Consider the following 19,389-nt stretch of genomic DNA (forward strand, 5'->3'; position numbering starts at 1 on the left):
TACTCATGCGCTGCAGGCCGCGAGCGTCGAGCGCAGTACGTCCAGCGGCGCGGTCGTGATCGACGGGCTGCCCAGCGGTTTGAGCAGAATGAAGCGGATTTCGCCGCCCTCGTTCTTCTTGTCGACTTCCATCAGCTCGATCCAGCGCGCTTCGCCGAGATCCGGCGCCACGGCCGGCAGGCCGGCGGCGCGCACCAGCGCGCGCACGCGCTCCACGGCGGCCGGCTCGATCAGGCCCAGGCGCGCCGACATGTCGGCCGCCATCACCATGCCGCAGCCGACCGCTTCGCCGTGCAGCCAGGCGCCGTAGCCGAGGCCATTCTCGATCGCGTGGCCGAAGGTATGGCCGAAGTTGAGCACCGCGCGCAGGCCGCCTTCGCGCTCGTCCTTGCGCACGACGTCGGATTTGATTTCGCACGAGCGGGCGATCGCGTAGCCGATGGCCTGGCGATCGCGCGCGATCAGTGGCTCGATGTTCGCTTCGATCCAGTCGAAGAAATCGGCGTCGAGGATCGCGCCATGCTTGATCACTTCGGCCAGGCCCGCCGACAGCTCGCGCGCCGGCAGCGTGTCGAGCGTGGCGGTGTCGGCAATCACGGCGCGCGGCTGGTAGAACGCGCCGATCATGTTCTTGCCGAGCGGGTGATTGATGCCGGTCTTGCCGCCCACCGATGAATCAACCTGAGCCAGGAGCGTGGTCGGGATCTGCACGAACGGCACGCCGCGCATGTAGCTCGATGCGGCAAAGCCGGTCAGGTCGCCGATCACGCCGCCGCCCAGCGCCACCAGCGTGGTCTTGCGGTCGCATTTGTTCTGCAGCAGCGCGTCGTAGACGAGGTTCAGCGACTGCCAGTTCTTGTGCTCTTCGCCGTCCGGCAAAATAATCTCGAGCACGTCGCGGCCCGCCGCGCGCAGGTGGCCCGCGACCTTGTCGAGGTACAGTGGGGCAACCGTGGTGTTGGTGACGATCGCGACCTTGTGGCCGCCGATGTGGCGCGCCAGCAGCGCGGCGTCGTCCAGCAGGCCGGCGCCGATCTCGATCGGGTAGCTGCGCTCGCCAAGTTCGACGTTGAGGGTGATGTGTGCCTGTTCGTTCATTGCTGTCCTTGCATGCTTGCGCGCGCGGGCGTTCTCCTGCGCGGCCAGCTGGTCCAATATGGTTTGAACCATCGATTGTACGTTAGGCCTGCCGGTATCGATGACGAGGTCGGCGATCTCGCGGTACAGCGGATCGCGTTCGGTCCAGAGTTGCTCGAGTTTGCCGCGCGGGTCGGCGGTCTGCAGCAGCGGGCGGTTCTTGTCGTGCGCGGTGCGCTGCAGGATGCTGCCGATCGACGCGCGCAGGTAGATCACGGTGCCGCGCTCGGCCAGCAAGGCGCGGCTGACCGGATTGAGCACGGCGCCCCCGCCGGTGGCCAGCACCAGGCCCTGCTGCGCCGACAGGTCGCGGATCACGTCGGCTTCGCGCCGGCGAAAGCAGGCTTCGCCCTCGATCTCGAAGATCCATGGAATGGTGGCGCCGGTGCGCGCTTCGATCTCATGATCGGCGTCGACGAAGCGGCGATTGAGCTTGCGAGCAAGCAATCGACCGATCGTGGTCTTCCCTGCCCCCATCAGGCCAACAAGGAAGATATTGTTGTTCTTGGGATGTGGCACAACCAGACCCGTTGAGATGAAAAAGACGGCCAGTATAGACTGGCCGCCTCTCATTCCGCCAATTTTACGGGCAGGTGAAGTTGAGTGTGAACGGGATCGAGGTGACTGCACCGCGCGGTGTGGTTGCACGCACGCTGAAGTTGGCCACACTGGCGGCGGTACACGGCTTGGCACCGGTGGCGGCCACCGTGATGCGGTGATTCGATCCCTGTGGACCGTTGCCAGGCGCAGCAAAGATGCTCGGCACGGTTTCGGGCGCCACTTCGACGCTGCTCGCGTTGACTGCACCACTGACTGCGATGGTGGTGCCAGCAGGCAGCGCGTTGCCATTCCGATCAACCAGCTGGACCGAGAACACCTTCGATTCGTTTGCGCTGGCATTGCCAAGGCTGATCGGGAACACGGTGCTGGGGCTGGCGGCGCCGTTGACGTACACAGCAGCCACCGATTCATCGCTGAACGTGATCGTGGTCTTGGCAAACTGGGTGTTCAGACCGTCGGTCGTGCTGGCGCAGATCGTGGCAACACCAGCCCGCGTGGTGTCGGCGGTCGAACCGGCTCCGGAATTGCACGGCGTGACCGGCGTGCCGGGCGCGGCGACGCGGGGATTCTGGGTACGGAAAGCAACCGAGCAGCCGCCATTGACCGTATTGCAGCCGCCTTTGCTCGACGACCCGATGGCGCCGAGGTTGGTCTGGAACACGATCGGCGTGCCATCCGCGACAGGATTGCCAAAGTTATCGGCCAACAGCACATTGACAGTGGCAGCCGGGGTAGTCGGACCGCTGTCAAACGACCAGCCGTCCACATTGCCCTGGCTGACGCTGAGCGAGAAGGCGCGCTGCACCGGCAGGCCTGTGGTCACGACGATCGAATCGGAGGTCGTCGAAATATCCGGGCGGCTGGCGTTCGCAGTGCCTGGCAACACGGCCTGGACGCGGAAGGTGGTCGGCACGTCCAGCGAATTGACCGTGGTGATCACTTCGCCATTCTGGTCAGTGCTGTCGGTGGCCTTGTTCAGGGCCACGGCGCCGCTTGGCACGATGCTGAAATCGACGCGACGACCGGCCAGCGGCCGATCGAACACGTCGAACACGCGGAAGCGCAGCGTGGCGGTCTCGGTGCGATTGATGCCACCCTGGCCACGGATCACGATCGATTTGTCGGTCGGCAGCGCTTCAACGAACTGGACCGAAGCAGCGCTCGGCGGCGCGATGGCCAGTGCTGCCGAGGCCGCCGTGGCGACACCGTCGGCGGTCGCAGTAATGATGTCGTTATTGCCGCAACCCTGGTCGCGGTAGACGGTCTGGGCAGTACCATTGTTGGTGGCGACGGTCGCCGCCAGGGTCGCCTTGCCGGATGTGACGCACGCCGAGCTGAAGCGGACATTGACCTGCTGGCTGGTGTACTTGATGCCATTGGCCAGCAGATCGACCGAGATCACCGTCGAACCATAGGCATCGATGCTGGTCGGGGCCAGGGTCAGGGCGCTGAACGCCAGCGAAGTGGCGTTGACCGAGTACGCGGCATCACCCGTTACGGTAACACCGGCCACGCTCGCGCTCGCAGTCACGCGACCGGCGCCACCGGCAGCCAGGCTGGCGCTGCGCAGCGTGATGGTGGCCGTGCCGCTCGCATCGGCCAGTGCAGTGCCCGCGCCCGGCGCAAATACGGCCAGGTCGGCATCGGTAGTGAACGTCACCAGCGCATTCGGCACCGGCTGGTTGGCCGCATCGCGCACCACAGCGCGCACCGTCAATGGCGTGGCGCCGCTCAAGGCATTGCTGGCCTGACCACTGGCATTGACGAGGCTGACACCGACGGTCGGGCTGGCAGGCGTGGTCGGTGTGGTCGGTGTGGTCGGCGCGGTGCCGCCGCCAACGGTGCCCGGGCTGCCGCCGCCGCCACCGCACGCACTGAGGGCTGCAGCCAGGAGCAGTGCCAGACTGCCGTAGGTGATTTTCTGATTTTTCATATCGGTTCGTTGTTGTTATCGGTCGTTGATGAAACAAGAATTAGCGTGCGCCCGCCACGTTGTCGTTCACGATCTTCGGGGTAATGAAGACCAGCAGTTCGGTCTTGCTGCTTTCGCGTGCGGTGGTCTTGAACAGATAGCCCAGCAGCGGCACGTCGCCCAGGAACGGCACCTTGCTCTCGTTGGTGCGCTCGGTCTGCTGGTAAATTCCGCCCAGTACCACGGTGCCGCCGTTTTCGACCATCACCTTGGTCTTGACGTGCTGGGTATTGATGGCAAAGCCCGCGCGGGTGTCTTCGCCCTTCGAATCCTTGCTCACGTCCACTTCCAGTACCACGTTGCCGTCCGGCGTGATCTGCGGCGTGACTTCCAGGCGCAGATTGGCCTTCTTGAATTCGATCGCGGTGGCGCCGCTGCTGGTGCTGTTTTCGTAAGGCAGCTCGACGCCCTGCTCGATCAGTGCGACCTGCTTGTCTTCGGTGACCACGCGCGGGCTCGAGATGATCTTGCCCTTGCCGTCCGCTTCCAGCGCCGACAGTTCCAGGTTCAGGAAGCGGTTGGCCGCCGACGAGAACAGCGAGAACGCCAGCGACGACGCCGGAATGCCGCCGATGCCGGCCGCCGGCAGGTTGACCATCGTCGTGTTGTTGAAGCTGTCGGCGCTGTTGGCCACCTGGCCGGTGGTCTGGCCCACGCCGACCAGGTTGCCGCCGATGGCGATGCGTTCGTTGCCATTGACCTGCCAGCCCGAATCGCCGCCGCGCATCGTGCGCATGTCGGCAAAGCCCAGCTTGGCGCCGAGGTTGCGCGAGAAGCCGTCATTGGCTTCCACCAGGCGCGCTTCGATCAGGACCTGCTTCGAGGCGACGTCGGTTTTCTGGATCAGCTTGCGGATGTCTTCGATCTTCGCTGCGATATCGGTCACGAACAGCTGATTGGTGCGCGGATCGATGATCGCGCTGCCGCGCCGGGACAGCACGCGGTTGCGGCCCGCATCGCCGGCAGCGCCGGCGCCGACGCCATTCTGGTCCAGGCCGAACACATTACGGAACGATTCGGCTTTCTGGTAATTGAGCTGGAAGATCTCGGAGCGCAGCGGCTCCAGTTCGGCGATCTGGGCGCGCTGCTCGAGTTCGAGCTTTTCCTTGGTCAGCAGTTCTTCCTTCGGCGCGATCCACAGCACGGTGCCGTTCTTGCGCATGTCCAGGCCCTTGGCGGTCAGGATCACGTCCAGCGCCTGGTCCCATGGCACGTCCTTCAGGCGCAGCGTCAGAAAGCCCGCCACCGAATCGCTGGCGATGATGTTCAGGCCCGAGATGTCGGCCACGGCCTGCAGCGCGGCGCGCACTTCGACGTTCTGGAAATCGAACGAGAGTTTTTCGCCGCGGTAGCCCTGCGGGTTGTTGCTCGAGCCGGGGCTGTTGCGGTTCGGGTCTTCCACGACCGGGCGCACTTCGACCACCAGCTGCGAGTCGCTCTGGAACACCGACTGCTCCCAGGCGCCCTGCGCCTCGATCGTCATGCGCACGTTGTCGCCCTGGGCGCTGGTGGCCACGCGCGTGACCGGCGTGCCGAAGTCGGTCACGTCCAGGCGACGGCGCAGCGATTCGGGCAGGCGCGCGCCGATGAAGTCGACCGTCACGCCGGTGCCGGTCTGGCGCACATCGACGGCGACCTGGTTGTTTGGCAGGTCAACCACGACGCGACCAGCGCCGTTGGCGCCGCGCTTGAAATCGAGGTCGCGCAGTTGCGGCCGCGCTGCGGGCGCCGCAGCAACTGGTGCGGCGCTGGTGGCGACCGGCAGGCCGCTGGCGTTGACCGCGCGCGCCACGCCGCCCGTGCCTTCGACGGTCACGATGATCGACTTGCCGTCGATCGCGGTCGCGTAGTTCAGCGCGCGCGCCAGGTTGACCACCATGCGGGTGCGCTCGCCGGCCTGCACCAGGTTCAGGCTGCGCACGTCGCCGAGGTTCAGCTCTTGCATGTTCTTGCCGGTGGCGTTCGCGGTCGCGCCGAAGTCGAGCGCGATGCGCGCCGGATTGGTGATCGCAAAACCGATCGGCGCGCGGCTTGGCGCATCGCGCATGGTCACGTTGATGACCACGTTGCTGCCTTGCTGGTTGGCCGTGATCGATTCGATCGCATTGCCCTGGGCCAGTGCGGCGCCGGCGCACGTCAACAGCACGAGTGCGGTAGCAGCGCGCGCCAGCCAGGCCGGCATGGCGAAGCGAATCTGGACATTGGGGGTCATTTACTGCTCTCCTGGTTGTGCTGCAGCTCGATGTTGGCTAGTCGTTCCACCCAATCGCCGGTGGCGTCCTGCACCGATTCCCTGATTTCGATCGCCTCGTCACTCACGCGGGTGACGCGGCCATAGTTCTGTCCCATCCGCTGGCCGGGCCGGACGCGGTACAGCGCCCGGTCGATCTGCACCAGCGCGTAGCTCACGCCGCCTTTTTTCATCGTGCCGACCATACGCATCGTGTCGAGCGGGAAGTGCTCGAGCGGCTCTTTCGGGCGGTTCAGGTCAGGCTGGTTGGCGTTGGGGCTGGACTGCGCCATGCGCGCCAGTTCACCCAGCAGCTTGGTCTGATCGAACGGGTCGAGCGCTTCGCCCGGCACGTAGCCATGCGGCTGGAACGTCTTTGGCTCCGGCAGCGGCTTGACCTTCGAGACGGTGCGGCCCTCGACCTGTTTCATCCAGGCGCGGGTTTCACCGACGCCGCCATCGCCGCAACCGGCCAGCAAGGCTGCCGTGGCGAGCAGCGCAATCACGTGAGCTCGTATCATCACTTGCCTTTGCCTTTACCCTTGCCTTTGCCTTTGGCAGCTTTCTTCTCGGCCGCGCGCGCGGCGCGCTGGGCGATCAATTCTTCCTGGTCGAGATAGCGGAAGGTCTTGGCGATCGCCTCCATCTCGAGGTTGCCTTCCTTGACGCTCGCCAGCGACAGGTTGTTGAGCGTGACGATGCGGGGCAGGTTCGCCATGTCGGCGGCAAACGCGCCCATGTCGTGGTATTGCCCGCTCACCTTGATGCTGATCGGCAGCTCGGCGTAGTAGTCGCGCACCACTTCCTGGCCCGGCTTGAACAGCTCGAACTGCAGGCCGCGGCCCACGCCGGCCTGGTTGATGTCCGACAGCAGCGCGGCCATTTCCGACTTGCTCGGCAACTGCTTCTCCAGGCGCACCACGTACTGGTCGACCTGCGCCTTCTGCGCCTTGAGCGCCTCGAGGTTGATCGCCTGCGCCATCTTGGTTTCGTACTCGCCGCGCAGCCGCACTTCTTCCTGCGCGAGCGTTTCCTGCTGGGCGAACTGGTCGCTCCAGTAGAAGTAGTAACCCAGGCCGACCACCAGCGCCACCACGCCTGCCGCGCACAACAGACGCGGCGCGAGCGGCCACTGGCCAGGCTGACGGCCTTGAAGGTCTTCGAATTGCGCCGCGAACTGGGCGAACAGCGCCTTGATATCGATGTTCATGATTTCCCCGGCGCGCCAGGCTTGGTCGCGGCGCCGTCGTCAAGCGCATCGCTGTTGCGGGCGCGCTTGATCGACACGGCCAGCGTGAATTCGACCACCTTGCGCGCGCTCTTGCTCTGGGTGATGGTCGCGGCGCGCACTTCGGTCAGGTCGGGTTTTTCCAGCCATGCCGACTGGCTCGACAGGTTGCGCAGCAATTCGGCGACGCGCTCCTGCGACTGGGCGGCGCCGGTCAGGATCACGCGCTGGCCATCCTGCTTGACGGTCTTGAGGTGCACGCCGTCGGGCGTCTGGCGCACCAGTTCGTCGAGCAGGTAGACCGGCTGGTTGCGGTCGCCCTGCAGATCTTCGACCGCCTGCTGGCGTGCCTGCAGGGCGGCGATTTCTTCCTTGAGCGTCGTGATCTCGCCGATTTTCTTGTCGAGCTCGGCGCTGGCCTGCTTGAGCACCTCGTTGCGCTCGTTCTGGACCGAAATCTGGCTGGCGTTGTAGCCGCCCACCAGCAGCACGATGCCGGCGCCGACCAGGCCGCCAAGCGCCATCAGCGCCACGAACGCCGATTGCTTCTGCTTGCGTTTTGCCTCGCGGTGAGGCAACAGGTTAATGCGGATCATCAGCCAAACCTCCGCAGCGCCAGGCCACACGCGACCAGGTAGGCCGGCGCTTCCTGGCGCAGCTGGTGCTCACGCACGCCGGGGCCGAACGCCATATTGTCGAACGGCGAAGCCAGGCTGGTGGCGATGCGGGTGCGGCCGGTCACGATGTCCATGATGCCCGGCAGCAGCGCGCAGCCGCCGGCCAGGTAGATGCGGTCGATCCGGGTGTACGGCGTCGACGTGTAGAAGAACTGGATCGCGCGCGTGACTTCCAGCGCCGCGTTTTCCAGAAACGGCGCGAGCAGGTCGGCGCGGTAGTTTTCCGGCAGGTCGCCTGCCTTCTTGCGCGTTTCGGCTTCTTCGAACGCCATGCCGTAGGCGCGCACGATGTCCTGCGTGAGCGTGTTGCCGCCGAACGGCTGCTCGCGCTCGTAGACTGCTTCGCCATTGAACAGCACCGACACGTGGGTGGCCTGGGCGCCGATCTGGAACAGCGCGACGATCTGGTCGCGCATCAGGCCGGCGGCGTTTTCCAGCGCACTGCGCGCGGCGTACGATTCGATGTCCATCACGGTGGCCAGCAGGCCGGCACCTTCGGCGATGGCGATGCGGTCCTCGACTTTTTCGCGGCGCGCGGCAGCCAGCATCACTTCCATGTCGTCCGCCGAGTTGAGCGCCGGGCCGATCACGTCGAAGTCGAGGCTGACTTCATCGAGGGCGAACGGGATGTACTGGCTGGCTTCGGATTCGACCTGCACTTCGAGCTGGTCTTCCGACAAACCGGCCGGCAGGATGATTTTCTTGGTGATCACGGCGGCCGGCGGCATGCCCAGCGCGACGTGTTTGGCGCGCGTGCCGCTCTTTTTCCAGACCCGGCGCACGGCGTCGGCCACCTGGTCCATGTTTTCGATATTGCCATCGACCACGGCACCGCGCGGCAGCGATTCGGTCGCATAGCGCTCGAGACGCACGAGTCCCTTGCCGGCGTCGGCCAGCTCGACCAGACGAACGCCGGACGTGCTGATATCGAGCCCGATCATTGGCGGACTCGACTTTCCAAACAAGGAACCCAGATTGATCACCAAACACTCCTTGACACCGATTGGGGCAGAATCTGGCTGTAGACGCCCTTGCAAGGGTCGTTGTCGTTAACCAAACACCTGTTATTTTCTTATAAAAATCCGATACTTACGTGAAAGCACCGTCTCGGATCGTAGCAATAAAGGATGATGCGGGACAAGATATTTCTACTCGGGAACATCAGAATGCGGGGCATGCGCACCACACTTTGCCGATTCGTTGCCAGCTAAATATTGCTCTGTGGTTCGATTAAGCTCGGGCCAGTATCGGGTGCCAAACTGCTGTCTTATAATGAGGCGGATCAACAAAGCGAAAGTCAGCATGAAAGAGAAACAGGCAGCACCTTCTTCCTCCTCGAAGTTCAGCCCCAAGCGCCTGATCCTCATCGCATTCGCCAGCCTGTTCGGTCTGGGTGCGATTGGCGTACTCGTGCTCGTGTTCGCTCTGGCCATGGCGTACCCGAACCTGCCGGCGCTGGACACGATCACCGATTACCGGCCCAAGATGCCACTGCGGATCTTTACGGCCGATAACGTCCTGATCGGCGAATTCGGCGAAGAGCGCCGCACGCTGGTTCATTTCAAGGACATCCCCGATGTCATGAAGAAGGCCGTGCTGTCGATCGAAGACGACCGCTTCTATGAACACAGCGGCATCGATTACCTGGGCATCATGCGCGCGGCCTTCCGCAACGCCACCGGCGGCGCGCGCCAGGGCGCATCGACCATCACCCAGCAGGTAGCGCGCAACTTCTTCCTGTCGTCGGAACAGACCTTCAAGCGCAAGGCGTATGAAGCGATGCTGGCCTGGAAGATCGAGAAGAACCTGTCCAAGGACCAGATCCTCGAGCTGTACATGAACCAGATCTACCTGGGCCAGCGCGCCTTCGGCTTCCAGTCGGCGGCCCAGATCTACTTCGGCAAGGACCTGCGCGACATCACCGTGGCCGAAGCGGCCATGCTGGCCGGCCTGCCGAAAGCGCCGTCGGCCTATAACCCCGTGGTCAATCCGACCCGCGCCAAGACGCGCCAGCAGTACATCCTGGTGCGCATGCACCAGCTGGGCTATATCAGCGACGCGCAGTTTGCCCAGGCCAAGGTCGAGCCACTCAAGATCAAGACCGACAGCGCCGCCTTCGGCGTGCACGCCGAGTACGTGGCTGAAATGGCGCGCCAGCTGGTCTATGAACAGTTCAAGGAAGACACCTACACGCGCGGCCTGAACGTATTTACCACCATTACCAAGGCTGACCAGGACGCTGCCTACCTGGCGCTGCGCCGCGGCGTGATGGACTATGAACGCCGCCGTGCCTATCGTGGCCCGGAATCGTTCATCGACCTGCCATCGGGTAAAGCGGCGGCCGACGAAGCGATCGAAGCCGAGCTGGCCGAGCATCCGGACAGCGACAACATCATCGCGGCCGTCGTGCTGCAAGCGTCGAGCACGCAGGTCCAGGCAGCGATCGCCTCGGGCGAGACGATCACGCTGTCGGGTTCGGGTCTGGCGTTCGCGAAAGCCTGGCTGTCCGACAAAGCTGCGCCGAACCGGCGCGTGCGCCGCGGCGCCGTGATCCGCGTGATGCAGGATGACGAATCGAAGTGGCTGATCACGCAGATGCCCGAAGTGGAATCGGCCTTTGTGGCGGCCAATACCGAAGACGGTGCAATCCGCGCGCTGGTGGGCGGCTTCGACTTCAACCGCAACAAGTTCAACCACGTGACGCAAGCGTGGCGCCAGCCCGGCTCGTCGTTCAAGCCGTTCATCTATTCGGCCTCGCTCGAGCGCGGGCTGTCGCCAGCCACCATCATCAACGATGCGCCGATCAGTTTCGATGCCGGCCAGACGGGGGGCCAGGCGTGGGAACCGAAGAACTACGACAGCAAGTACGATGGCCCGATGACGATGCGCCGCGGTCTGCAGCAGTCGAAGAACATGATCTCGATCCGCATCCTGAACAAGATCGGCGCGCGCTACGGCCAGGAATACGCGGCCCGCTTTGGCTTCGAGCCAGAGCGCAATCCGGCCTACCTGACGCTGGCACTGGGCGCCGGCGCGACCAATCCGCTGCAGATGGCCGGCGCCTACGCGGTGTTTGCCAACGGCGGCTACCGCGTCAGCCCGTACCTGATCTCTAAGGTCACCGACAGCGATGGCAAGGTGCTGTCCGAAGCGCGGCCGGCGCGTGCGGGCGATGAAGCGAACCGCGTGATCGATGCGCGCAACGCCTTCCTGATGGACAGCATGCTCAAGGACGTGGTCCGCCACGGCACCGCGAACAAGGCGATGGCCCTGAAGCGCACCGACCTGGCCGGCAAGACCGGTACCACCAACGACTCGATCGACGCCTGGTTTGCCGGCTACCAGCCAAAGCTGGTGGGCATTGCCTGGATGGGCTACGACAAGCCGCGCAACCTGGGTGCGCGCGAGACCGGCGGCGGCCTGGCCCTGCCGATCTGGATCGGCTACATGCAAAAGGCGCTGAAAGACCAGCCGATGGTCGAACGCGAGGTGCCCGCGGGCCTGGTGCAGTACGGGTCCGAGTACTACTACGCCGAGACGCCGCCGGGCAGCGGTGTCGAAGCGCTCGACGTCGGCCAGCCGCCGCCGGCGCAGCAACAGCAGGAACGTGACGCGGTGAGGAACGAGTTGTTCTGATCACCCGGGCATGAAACGACAAAGGCGGCCAAAGGCCGCCTTTGTTTTTAGTGCGAGATCGCGTTACACCAGGTTGACCGGCGCCCCGCCCTGCTCGCTCGCATAGCGCCCGAGCGCCGCGAAGAACTCGCTGTCGTCGCGCGTGTTGCGCCATTCGTCGCCCACGCGCTTGTAGTGGTAGCCACCCGAACGTGCGGCCAGCCACATCTCTTGCAGCGGCGCCTGGCTGTTGATGATGATCTTGGTGCCGTTGTCGATGAACTCGATTTCGAGCACGTTGCCGCTGCGCTTGCACTCGACGTCGACGATGTCTTCGTCGTTCAGGCGATCGAAGGCGGTTTCGATCCGTTTCAGGGTCAGGTCGGCCAGGTCCAAAAATTCGGTTTCGGTCATGCTACACTCCAAATCTGCTAATCAAACCTTGATTCTAATCGTGAAGTCCTCCCTCGCGCTTCCTTTCGGCGCTGCGCTGCTCGCCTCGGCCCTCGCCGGCTGCGGCCAGACCGGCCCGCTGTACATGCCCAACCCACCTGCCAGGCCCGTGCCGGTCGTCGTCGACCAGCCCGCCCAGCCCGTCCCGTCGAACAATGCGTCCACCCCGGCGCCGTACCGCTAACCGTCCGCTTCCACCTTCGTTCCTACCCTATGCCCCATTTCTTGTACCAGGACGGCGTGCTGCACGCCGAAGGCGTTTCCCTGTCCGCCATCGCCGATGAATTCGGCACGCCGACCTATGTCTATTCCAAGGCCACGCTGCTCGAGAACTTCAACGCCTACCAGGACGCCTGCGCCGGCCGCGACGCGCTGGTCTGCTATGCGATGAAGGCCAACTCGAACCTCGCCGTACTCGACCTGCTGGCGCGCCAGGGCGCGGGCTTCGACATCGTCTCGGGCGGCGAACTGCTGCGCGTGATCGCTGCCGGCGGCGATCCGGGCAAGACCATTTTCTCGGGCGTGGGCAAGACCGAGGCCGAGATGACGCTGGCGCTCGAAAAAGGGATCCTGTGCTTCAACGTGGAATCGATCCCCGAACTGCACCGCCTGAACGCCGTGGCCGGCAAACTCGGCATGCGCGCGCCGGTCTCGCTGCGCGTGAACCCGAACGTGGACGCCAAGACCCACCCGTACATCGCCACCGGCCTGAAGGCCAATAAATTCGGCGTCGCGTTCGATGAAGCCCTCGACACCTACCGCGCAGCCGCTGCGCTGCCACACCTGGACGTGGTCGGCATCGACTGCCATATCGGCTCGCAGCTGCTGGACGACGCACCGTTGCTCGAGGCGCTCGACAAGCTGATCGACCTGATCGACACGCTGCACGCCGAAGGCATCCACCTGCACCACCTGGACATCGGCGGCGGCATCGGCGTCGACTACGGCGTGGCCGGCGACGCGCCGCCAGTGCCGGTGGGCGACTACCTCGGCCGCCTGTTCGCGCGCATCGACGCCTGGCGCGCAGCAAAGTACGACGGCCAGCCACTCAAGGTGATCTTCGAGCCGGGCCGCTCGATCGTTGCCGAGGCCGGCGTGCTGCTCACGCGCGTGGAATACCTCAAACCTGGCGCCGAGAAGAACTTCTGCATCGTTGACGCTGCGATGAACGACATGATGCGTCCGACGCTGTACGGGGCCTGGATGGGCCTGCAGGCAGTAACGCAGCGCGAGAGCGAAGCACTGATGTGGGATGTCGTGGGACCAATCTGCGAATCGGGCGACTGGCTGGCACGCGAGCGCGAGCTGGCATTGGAACCGGGCGACCTGCTGGCCATGATGACGGCCGGCGCCTACGGCATGACAATGGCGTCGAACTACAACACGCGCGGCCGCGCAGCCGAAGTGATCGTCGACGGCGACACCATCCACCTGGTACGCCGCCGCGAAACACCCGCCGAGACCTTCGCGCTCGAAACGCTCATCAAATAAAAAAAAGCCGGGGTCAGGTCTGACATTCGGACACGACCTCAGCTTTAGCCAGTTCCAATCTTTCCTGCCAGCAGTAGCATCGCGCGGTGCCAGCTAGTTCCGACCAAGAGACTGTCGAGGTCGTGTCCGAATGTCAGACCTGACCCCCGCTGTTCTGCCCCCCGCTGTTCAGGCGCGCACGGCTTGCTGCTTGCGCCTGAAGTGCCAGAACACCCGCAACCCCAGCAGCAGCGCAATGATCGATCCGAAGATGATCGGTCTGGCGAAATCGTTCTTGCCCTCTTTCATCCACCAGAAATGCAGGATCGACAGCGGTGCGATCACGTAGATCAGGCGGTGCAGCCACTGCCAGCGCTTGCCACCCAGGCGCTTGATCATCGCGTTGGTCGAGGTTGCCGCCAGCGGAATGAGCAGCACGAAGGCAATGAAGCCCACCAGGATGAACGGGCGCTTGATGACGTCGGCCAGCATTGCCGGCACGTCGAAGAAGTGGTCGAACCACAGGAACGCGGTGAAGTGCACGAATGCGTAGAAAAACATGAACAGGCCGATCATGCGGCGCAGCTTGACGAGCCAGTTCCAGCCGGTCAGGTGCCGCAGCGGCGTCACCGCCAGCGTGATGCACAGGAAGTACAGCGCCCATTCGCCGCTGCCCTTGGTGATTGCCGCCAGTGGATCCGAAAAGCTGCCGCTGGCAGTGCCCCACACCAGGCGCGCGAAGGGGATCAACGCCAACACGAACACCAGCGCCTTGACCCACCCGACCTGTTTGCTGTTCAACCCTGCCATCAGAAATAACGCTTCAGATCCAGGCCGGTATACAGCGACGACACCTGGTCATAGCCATTGAACATCAGGGTCTTGCGCTTTGGTGCAAACAGGCCCGATTCACCAATGCGGCGCTCGCTGGCCTGCGACCAGCGCGGGTGGTCCACGTTCGGATTCACGTTCGAGAAAAAGCCGTATTCGCGCGGCGCCATGTCGTTCCAGGCGGTCTTGGGCTGGCGTGAGAGCAGGCGGATGCGCACCAGCGACTTGGCCGACTTGAAACCGTACTTCCATGGCACGACGAGGCGCACCGGCGCGCCGTTCTGGTTCGGCAGCACCTGGCCATACATGCCCATCGTGAGCATCGTCAGCGGGTGCATGGCTTCGTCGATGCGCAAACCCTCGACGTACGGCCAGTCGAGCACGCCACTACGCAGACCCGGCATCTGCTTGGCGTCGGCCAGCGTCGTGAATTCGACGAACTTGGCGTTGCCAGTCGGTTCCACCTGCTTGAGCAGGTTCGACAACGAATAGCCGACCCATGGAATGACCATCGACCAGCCTTCGACGCAGCGCAGGCGGTACACGCGTTCCTCTAACGGCGCGAGTTTCAGCAGGCTGTCGATGTCGAGCGTCAGGGGCTTCTTGACCTCACCCTCGATGCGCACGGTCCAGGGCCGCGTACGCAGCGTGTGCGCGTTCTCGGCCGGATCGCCCTTGTCGAGGCCAAACTCATAGAAATTGTTGTAGCCGGCAGCGTCCTTGAATGGCGTCTGCTTTTCGTCGGTCGACAGCGCCACATTGGCGCGCGCCGCGAGCTTCTGGCCAGCGGTCTGGGCGAAGGCTTCGCGGTTGGCCATCTCCCAGACGCCGCTGCCGACGGCGGCCGTGGCGGCCATGCGCGTAATGAATTCACGCCGGCCGGTATAGATCTCTTGCGGCGTGATTTCGGAAGGGTACGGAAGATCGAGTCCGTTGGGATTGCGTTTGAAGAGCATGGCTGGCCTCGCGAGCTTGGGAAGCTTCACATTACACGAAGTTCCCTTAAGCTTGCGTTAGGCGGCCAACACTATCGGGTCAGCGCCCGCCCGTCTTTACAGCTCGCCGTACGAGTGCAGACCCGACAGGAACATGTTCACGCCCAGGAACGCAAACGTGGTCACCAGCAAGCCAACCACCGCCCACCAGGCCGCGACACGGCCGCGCAGGCCCGTCATCAGGCGCATGTGCAGCCACGCCGCGTAGTTCAGCCACACGATCAGCGCCCACGTCTCTTTCGGATCCCACGACCAGTAGCCACCCCACGCTTCAGCGGCCCACAGCGCGCCGAGAATGGTGGCGACGGTGAAGAACGCGAAACCGACCGAGATCGACTTGTACATCACGTCGTCGAGCACCTCGAGCGAAGGCAGGCGGTCGACCAGCATGCCGTGCGATTTGAGCAGATAGGCCGACGCGACCATCGCGGCCAGCGCAAAGGTGCCATAGCCGATGAAGTTGGCCGGCACGTGGATTTTCATCCACCAGCTCTGCAGCGCCGGCACGAGCGGCTGGATCTGGGCAGCGTCGCGCGAGACCGTGTACCACAGCAGGAAGCCAACGGCGGCGCCGATGATCAGCATCACGAACGGGCCCAGCTGGCGCGTGGCGTAGTGTTCTTCGTAATACAGGTGGAACAGCGCGGTGATGATGGCAAACAGGATGAACACTTCGTACAGGTTCGACACCGGAATGTGGCCGACATCCGGGCCGATCAGGTACGACTCGTACCAGCGCACCATCATGCCGACCGCGCCGATCACGACCGCGGCCCAGCACAGCGCAGCACCCACGCCGCCGCCGAACTTGCCGCGGCTTACCAGGCCAACCCAGTAGAACACGGTCGAGAACACGAACAGCGCGCTCATCCACAGGATGGCCGACTGGCTCGACAGCATGTATTTGAGGAAGAATTTCTGCTCGGCAGCGGCAAGGTTGCCGTCGTACAGCGCGATGGCGCCCAGCGACAGCACGGCGACCAGCAGCAGCAGCCAGCGCATCGGCTTCCAGTACCAGCCCAGCACGGCAAACACGGGCGCCGTGCACACCAGGATCACCTCTTCATAGATGTCCATGAAATGGCCGTACCGGTTCAGCGCGAACAGTGCTGCGGCGCACAGGGCAAGCGCGTACAGCCAGTCGAGCGCACCCAGGCGGCGGAAATAGCCGGGCGCTTCCTGATATTGGTCGGTCGAGCGCGCCGGGGCGCCAGTCTTTGGTTGTGACAGTTCCATTGTTTTCTCCAGGCCCGCGCAGCTTACGCCGGTTGTGGCAGCTTTACTGACAAGTCTTCGTACTCGCGCTCGAAATCGAGCGTCTTGCGCTGCGTGCTCATGGCCATCAGCGCCTCGGCGCCAGCCTCAGGATTACCGGGCACGTCGCGCACCCAGATCCAGACACGCCGCTCGCGGATGTAGAACATCGCGAACACGCCCAAGACAAGCAGGACACAGCCGAAGTAGACCACGTTCTTGCCCGGCGAGCGCGTCAATTGCAGCACCGAGGCCTTCACTTCGGTGAAATCGTCGAGCTGCAGGTAGACCGGCGCGCCGTACAGATAACTGTCCGACAACGCATTGGTGGCCAGTTGCAGGAAGCGGCCATTGGCGTCCGTTGGCGCGGCCGCGGCGTCGCCGTGTTTTTCGCGCGCCACTTGCCACAGCTCCCACAGGGTGCCGTTAAGCATCTTCATGAAAATGCCGGCTGCTTTCTCCTGCTCGGCCTGCGGAATCTTTTCCAGGAACTGGGCCACGCCAACGAAGCCGCCGCGACCGTCGCCGCCGGCAAAGATGCCGAGCGTGCGCGCCGCCGACTCCTGCAACTGGCCAGCCAGCGCGCTGCCCTGGTTGCCGCCCAGCGCCCGCGCGGCATAGCGGCGTGCCGCCACGGCGCGTGCTTCGGGATCGGCCAGCGCCGCGCGCAGGCGCATCCAGTCGCCAACGCCATAGCGCTCGTCCACGGGAATACGCAGGAAGCTGAAGCTTTCAGACGGGTTCGCGCGCACGCCGGCCAGATAGACCTGCGACCCATCGAGCGTCATCGGCTGCATGTAGTTCATGAATTCGCGCGCCTGGCCGCTGGCGTCGCGCAGCTTGTATTGGACGCTGGGGCCGACGTTCTTGAGGTCTTTCGTGGCGTCCGGATTGGCAGCCGAACCCGAGGCCTTGCCCAGCGTAGCGGCGAACTGTTCGTTGAACGTTTTGCCCTTGCTCACCGCGCGCACGTCATTGCCCTGGCTGATGTTTTCGACGTTGAACGGACGGAAGCCCGACCACTCGACCGCATAGGTCTCGCCGCCGATTTTCAGTTCGGTGGCGCTGTTGACTTCGCCTTCGATCGGAAAACTGGCGCTGGCGGCGCCGTTCATCGGGTACCCCGTGAGCCGGAGCTTGCTGCCGCCATCGTCAAAGCTCGACTGGTAGACGGCGATGCCCTTGTAGATCAGCGGGTGATTGACCTTGATGGTCGATTCGAACGTGTGGCCGTTTTCCAGATCGCGCACGACCACATCGCTGGCAAACAGTTTCGGCATGCCGGTCGAATAGAACTCGATATGGAATTTCTTGAGCTGCAGCGAGAACGGGAGCTCCTGCACCAGGACGCCTGTCGGCTGGTTCAGGATCGCAGTGCGGCTGGCCTGCCCTTCGGCAATGGCGGTATTGCCACGGAAGGTCGGGTTGCCCGTGCCCAGGCGGTGCTGGGCCGGAATATCGGCGATCACGCCGCTGCCGGTGAACGGCGTCTTGTTGAACAGCCACTGCTGGATGCGCACCGGCAAGTCCGAATCGAGCGTGCCGCCCACCAGGATCACGATGATCGACGAGTGCGCGAAGATGTAGCCGAATTTGTTGCCCGCGCCTTTCTTGGCCGTAACCAGCGTGCCGCCGTCCTTCTCGACGATTTTCGTGGCGTAGCCGGCGTGGCGCAGGCGCAGCGCGCTCTGCTCGGCCAGCGCGCTTTTGGCCAGCGGCGCCTGCCATTCGAGCTTGTGGTGGAAGTTGCGCAGCGAATCGAAGCGCACGTTTTCGCGCCAGCTGCGCATGTCGCGCATCATTTTCGGCGCGTTGCGGATCAGGCACAGGCCGGTGGACATGACCAGCACCACCAGGATCACCAGGAACCACCAGCTGGAATACACGCTGTACAGACCGAACTTGTTGAAAATCTCGAACCAGAATGGACCGAACTGATTGACGTAATTCGACATCGGCTCAGCCTGCTTGAGCACGGTGCCGATGATCGACGAGATGGAGATGATGGTGAGAAGACTGATCGCAAACCGCATCGATGAGATCAGTTCGACCGCCTCGGCCAGACCACGGCGGCGAGTGTTCAGTTCAATTCCGGTGGTGCTCATGCTTTACAACTTTCTTCCTGCGCGGCAGGTAGCCGCTTGCAGGAAGGGGGTCAGCCCGTTGCTGCCGCCCTTCCTGCGTTCAATATTGCTCATGCGAGATCGTGGAGTCTCTTAGCGCAAGCCGGCGATATAGTCGGCCACCGCGCGCATTTCAGCCGTCGACATGCGCTGAGAGAGCGTGGTCATTTGCGGGCTGTTGGCGCGGGTGCCGCTCTTGAATGCTTCGAGCTGGGCAGTAGTGTAATCCTGATGCTGGCCTGCAAGGCGCGGATATTGGGCGGGGATGCCGCTGGCGTTGGCGCCATGACAGCTAGCACAGGCCGCCACGCCACGCTCGGCGATGCCACCGCGATAGATCTTGCGACCCAGTTCAACGGTATCCTTGTTCTTGGCCGCGCCCGGCTTGTGCACCTGCGCCGCCAGCCACGCCGCGATGTCCTTCTTCTCGGCGTCGGTGAGCATCTTGGCGTAGGTCGTCATGATCGGCTGCTGGCGGTTCGGGGTCGTGAAATCGACCAGTTGCTTGTGCGTGTAGCTGGCGAACTGGCCCGACAGCTTGGGGTTGGCAACGATGGACGAATTGCCCGCCGCACCATGGCACGAGACGCATGCCGGCAGGCCGCGCGCGGGATCGCCCGCATCGTACAGCGCGCCGCCCCGGGCCGGATCAGCCTTGACTGCGGGCGCTGCAGTGGGCGCCGCTGCTGTTGCCGCCGGGAGTCCCCCGAAAACAGTTAGTGTGACCAACAATGTTTTGAGCAGGGGGGACGACAAGCGGTTCATACTAGCACCTTGAAAAAGTCAATAATTGAAGGTTCAGTGCAGCGCCCTGATTGCTTGGGCCATGGGGCTGGCAGGCAG

16 protein-coding genes are annotated in these 19,389 nt (G+C 63.9%); 3 read left to right on the top strand and 13 right to left on the bottom strand.

The genetic code is table 11. The features are described from left to right. Window positions 1-3 precede the first annotated feature (3 nt). From aroB to IFU00_20835, 7 genes are all read right to left on the bottom strand, one after another. Complete coding sequence (gene aroB / locus IFU00_20805; protein MBD8544722.1) at window positions 4-1,656, bottom strand: 3-dehydroquinate synthase; 1,653 nt, start codon at window positions 1,654-1,656, stop codon at window positions 4-6. A 64-nt stretch (window positions 1,657-1,720) separates the two neighbouring features. After that, window positions 1,721-3,631, bottom strand: coding sequence for an Ig-like domain-containing protein (locus tag IFU00_20810; protein ID MBD8544723.1), 1,911 nt, complete (start codon window positions 3,629-3,631; stop codon window positions 1,721-1,723). 40 nt (window positions 3,632-3,671) lie between these two features. Beyond that, window positions 3,672-5,882, bottom strand: coding sequence for a type IV pilus secretin PilQ (gene pilQ, locus IFU00_20815; protein ID MBD8544724.1), 2,211 nt, complete (start codon window positions 5,880-5,882; stop codon window positions 3,672-3,674). Further along, window positions 5,879-6,421 (bottom strand): pilus assembly protein PilP, encoded by a 543-nt coding sequence (locus tag IFU00_20820; protein MBD8544725.1) that lies wholly within the window; start codon window positions 6,419-6,421, stop codon window positions 5,879-5,881. Before IFU00_20820 ends, pilQ begins: the two co-directional genes overlap by 4 nt. After that, complete coding sequence (pilO, locus tag IFU00_20825) at window positions 6,421-7,110, bottom strand: type 4a pilus biogenesis protein PilO (protein ID MBD8544726.1); 690 nt, start codon at window positions 7,108-7,110, stop codon at window positions 6,421-6,423. The genes IFU00_20820 and pilO overlap by 1 nt, the downstream gene beginning before the upstream one ends. Next, on the bottom strand, window positions 7,107-7,724 hold the full coding sequence (locus IFU00_20830; protein ID MBD8544727.1) for a PilN domain-containing protein: 618 nt from the start codon (window positions 7,722-7,724) through the stop codon (window positions 7,107-7,109). Before IFU00_20830 ends, pilO begins: the two co-directional genes overlap by 4 nt. Further along, the gene (locus IFU00_20835; GenBank protein ID MBD8544728.1) at window positions 7,724-8,788 is read right to left on the bottom strand and encodes a pilus assembly protein PilM; all 1,065 of its coding nucleotides are present in this window, start codon (window positions 8,786-8,788) and stop codon (window positions 7,724-7,726) included. Before IFU00_20835 ends, IFU00_20830 begins: the two co-directional genes overlap by 1 nt. Before the next feature lie 319 nt (window positions 8,789-9,107). Here IFU00_20835 and IFU00_20840 point away from each other — a divergent pair, with 319 nt between their 5' ends. Further along, window positions 9,108-11,441, top strand: coding sequence for a penicillin-binding protein 1A (locus tag IFU00_20840; protein MBD8544729.1), 2,334 nt, complete (start codon window positions 9,108-9,110; stop codon window positions 11,439-11,441). Window positions 11,442-11,504: 63 nt separating this feature from the next. Here IFU00_20840 and cyaY read toward each other — a convergent pair whose 3' ends face one another. Next, window positions 11,505-11,834: an iron donor protein CyaY gene (gene cyaY / locus IFU00_20845; protein MBD8544730.1), complete on the bottom strand. Its 330-nt coding sequence runs from the start codon at window positions 11,832-11,834 to the stop codon at window positions 11,505-11,507. On the opposite strand from cyaY, the gene IFU00_20850 reads away from it, so the two are divergent. Then, window positions 11,833-12,057, top strand: coding sequence for a lipoprotein (locus tag IFU00_20850; GenBank protein MBD8544731.1), 225 nt, complete (start codon window positions 11,833-11,835; stop codon window positions 12,055-12,057). The genes cyaY and IFU00_20850 overlap by 2 nt on opposite strands. A gap of 29 nt (window positions 12,058-12,086) precedes the next feature. Continuing rightward, on the top strand, window positions 12,087-13,364 hold the full coding sequence (gene lysA, locus IFU00_20855) for a diaminopimelate decarboxylase (GenBank protein MBD8544732.1): 1,278 nt from the start codon (window positions 12,087-12,089) through the stop codon (window positions 13,362-13,364). Between the two features lie 168 nt (window positions 13,365-13,532). Here the strand turns inward: lysA and IFU00_20860 are convergent, their stop codons facing one another. The 5 genes from IFU00_20860 to IFU00_20880 form a co-directional block, all read right to left on the bottom strand. After that, window positions 13,533-14,153: a sulfoxide reductase heme-binding subunit YedZ gene (locus IFU00_20860; protein ID MBD8544733.1), complete on the bottom strand. Its 621-nt coding sequence runs from the start codon at window positions 14,151-14,153 to the stop codon at window positions 13,533-13,535. Next, window positions 14,153-15,130, bottom strand: a complete 978-nt coding sequence (gene msrP, locus IFU00_20865) for a protein-methionine-sulfoxide reductase catalytic subunit MsrP (protein ID MBD8544734.1) — start codon at window positions 15,128-15,130, stop codon at window positions 14,153-14,155. Before msrP ends, IFU00_20860 begins: the two co-directional genes overlap by 1 nt. Window positions 15,131-15,226: 96 nt before the next feature. Further along, window positions 15,227-16,405, bottom strand: a complete 1,179-nt coding sequence (gene ccsB, locus IFU00_20870; protein ID MBD8544735.1) for a c-type cytochrome biogenesis protein CcsB — start codon at window positions 16,403-16,405, stop codon at window positions 15,227-15,229. A gap of 23 nt (window positions 16,406-16,428) precedes the next feature. Beyond that, window positions 16,429-18,528 carry a cytochrome c biogenesis protein ResB gene (locus tag IFU00_20875; protein MBD8544736.1) on the bottom strand — a complete coding sequence of 700 codons (2,100 nt, stop codon included), beginning with the start codon at window positions 18,526-18,528 and terminating at the stop codon, window positions 16,429-16,431. A 111-nt stretch (window positions 18,529-18,639) separates the two neighbouring features. Next, a complete protein-coding gene (locus IFU00_20880) occupies window positions 18,640-19,311 on the bottom strand; it encodes a cytochrome c4 (protein ID MBD8544737.1) in 672 nt (223 codons plus the stop codon). Window positions 19,312-19,389 lie beyond the last annotated feature (78 nt).

Origin of the sequence: Oxalobacteraceae sp. CFBP 8761, from assembly GCA_014841595.1 — a bacterium.
Taxonomy (GTDB): domain Bacteria; phylum Pseudomonadota; class Gammaproteobacteria; order Burkholderiales; family Burkholderiaceae_D; genus Telluria.

Bases quoted from the DNA above. Each gene is read 5' to 3' on its own strand.
- IFU00_20810 (MBD8544723.1), bottom strand. From the start codon at position 3,631: ATGAAAAATCAGAAAATCACCTACGGCAGTCTGGCACTGCTCCTGGCT.
- pilQ (MBD8544724.1), bottom strand. From the start codon at position 5,882: ATGACCCCCAATGTCCAGATTCGCTTCGCCATGCCGGCCTGGCTGGCG.
- IFU00_20820 (MBD8544725.1), bottom strand. From the start codon at position 6,421: ATGATACGAGCTCACGTGATTGCGCTGCTCGCCACGGCAGCCTTGCTG.
- pilO (MBD8544726.1), bottom strand. From the start codon at position 7,110: ATGAACATCGATATCAAGGCGCTGTTCGCCCAGTTCGCGGCGCAATTC.
- IFU00_20830 (MBD8544727.1), bottom strand. From the start codon at position 7,724: ATGATCCGCATTAACCTGTTGCCTCACCGCGAGGCAAAACGCAAGCAG.
- IFU00_20840 (MBD8544729.1), top strand. From the start codon at position 9,108: ATGAAAGAGAAACAGGCAGCACCTTCTTCCTCCTCGAAGTTCAGCCCC.
- IFU00_20850 (MBD8544731.1), top strand. From the start codon at position 11,833: ATGCTACACTCCAAATCTGCTAATCAAACCTTGATTCTAATCGTGAAG.
- cyaY (MBD8544730.1), bottom strand. From the start codon at position 11,834: ATGACCGAAACCGAATTTTTGGACCTGGCCGACCTGACCCTGAAACGG.
- lysA (MBD8544732.1), top strand. From the start codon at position 12,087: ATGCCCCATTTCTTGTACCAGGACGGCGTGCTGCACGCCGAAGGCGTT.
- IFU00_20860 (MBD8544733.1), bottom strand. From the start codon at position 14,153: ATGGCAGGGTTGAACAGCAAACAGGTCGGGTGGGTCAAGGCGCTGGTG.
- msrP (MBD8544734.1), bottom strand. From the start codon at position 15,130: ATGCTCTTCAAACGCAATCCCAACGGACTCGATCTTCCGTACCCTTCC.
- ccsB (MBD8544735.1), bottom strand. From the start codon at position 16,405: ATGGAACTGTCACAACCAAAGACTGGCGCCCCGGCGCGCTCGACCGAC.
- IFU00_20875 (MBD8544736.1), bottom strand. From the start codon at position 18,528: ATGAGCACCACCGGAATTGAACTGAACACTCGCCGCCGTGGTCTGGCC.
- IFU00_20880 (MBD8544737.1), bottom strand. From the start codon at position 19,311: ATGAACCGCTTGTCGTCCCCCCTGCTCAAAACATTGTTGGTCACACTA.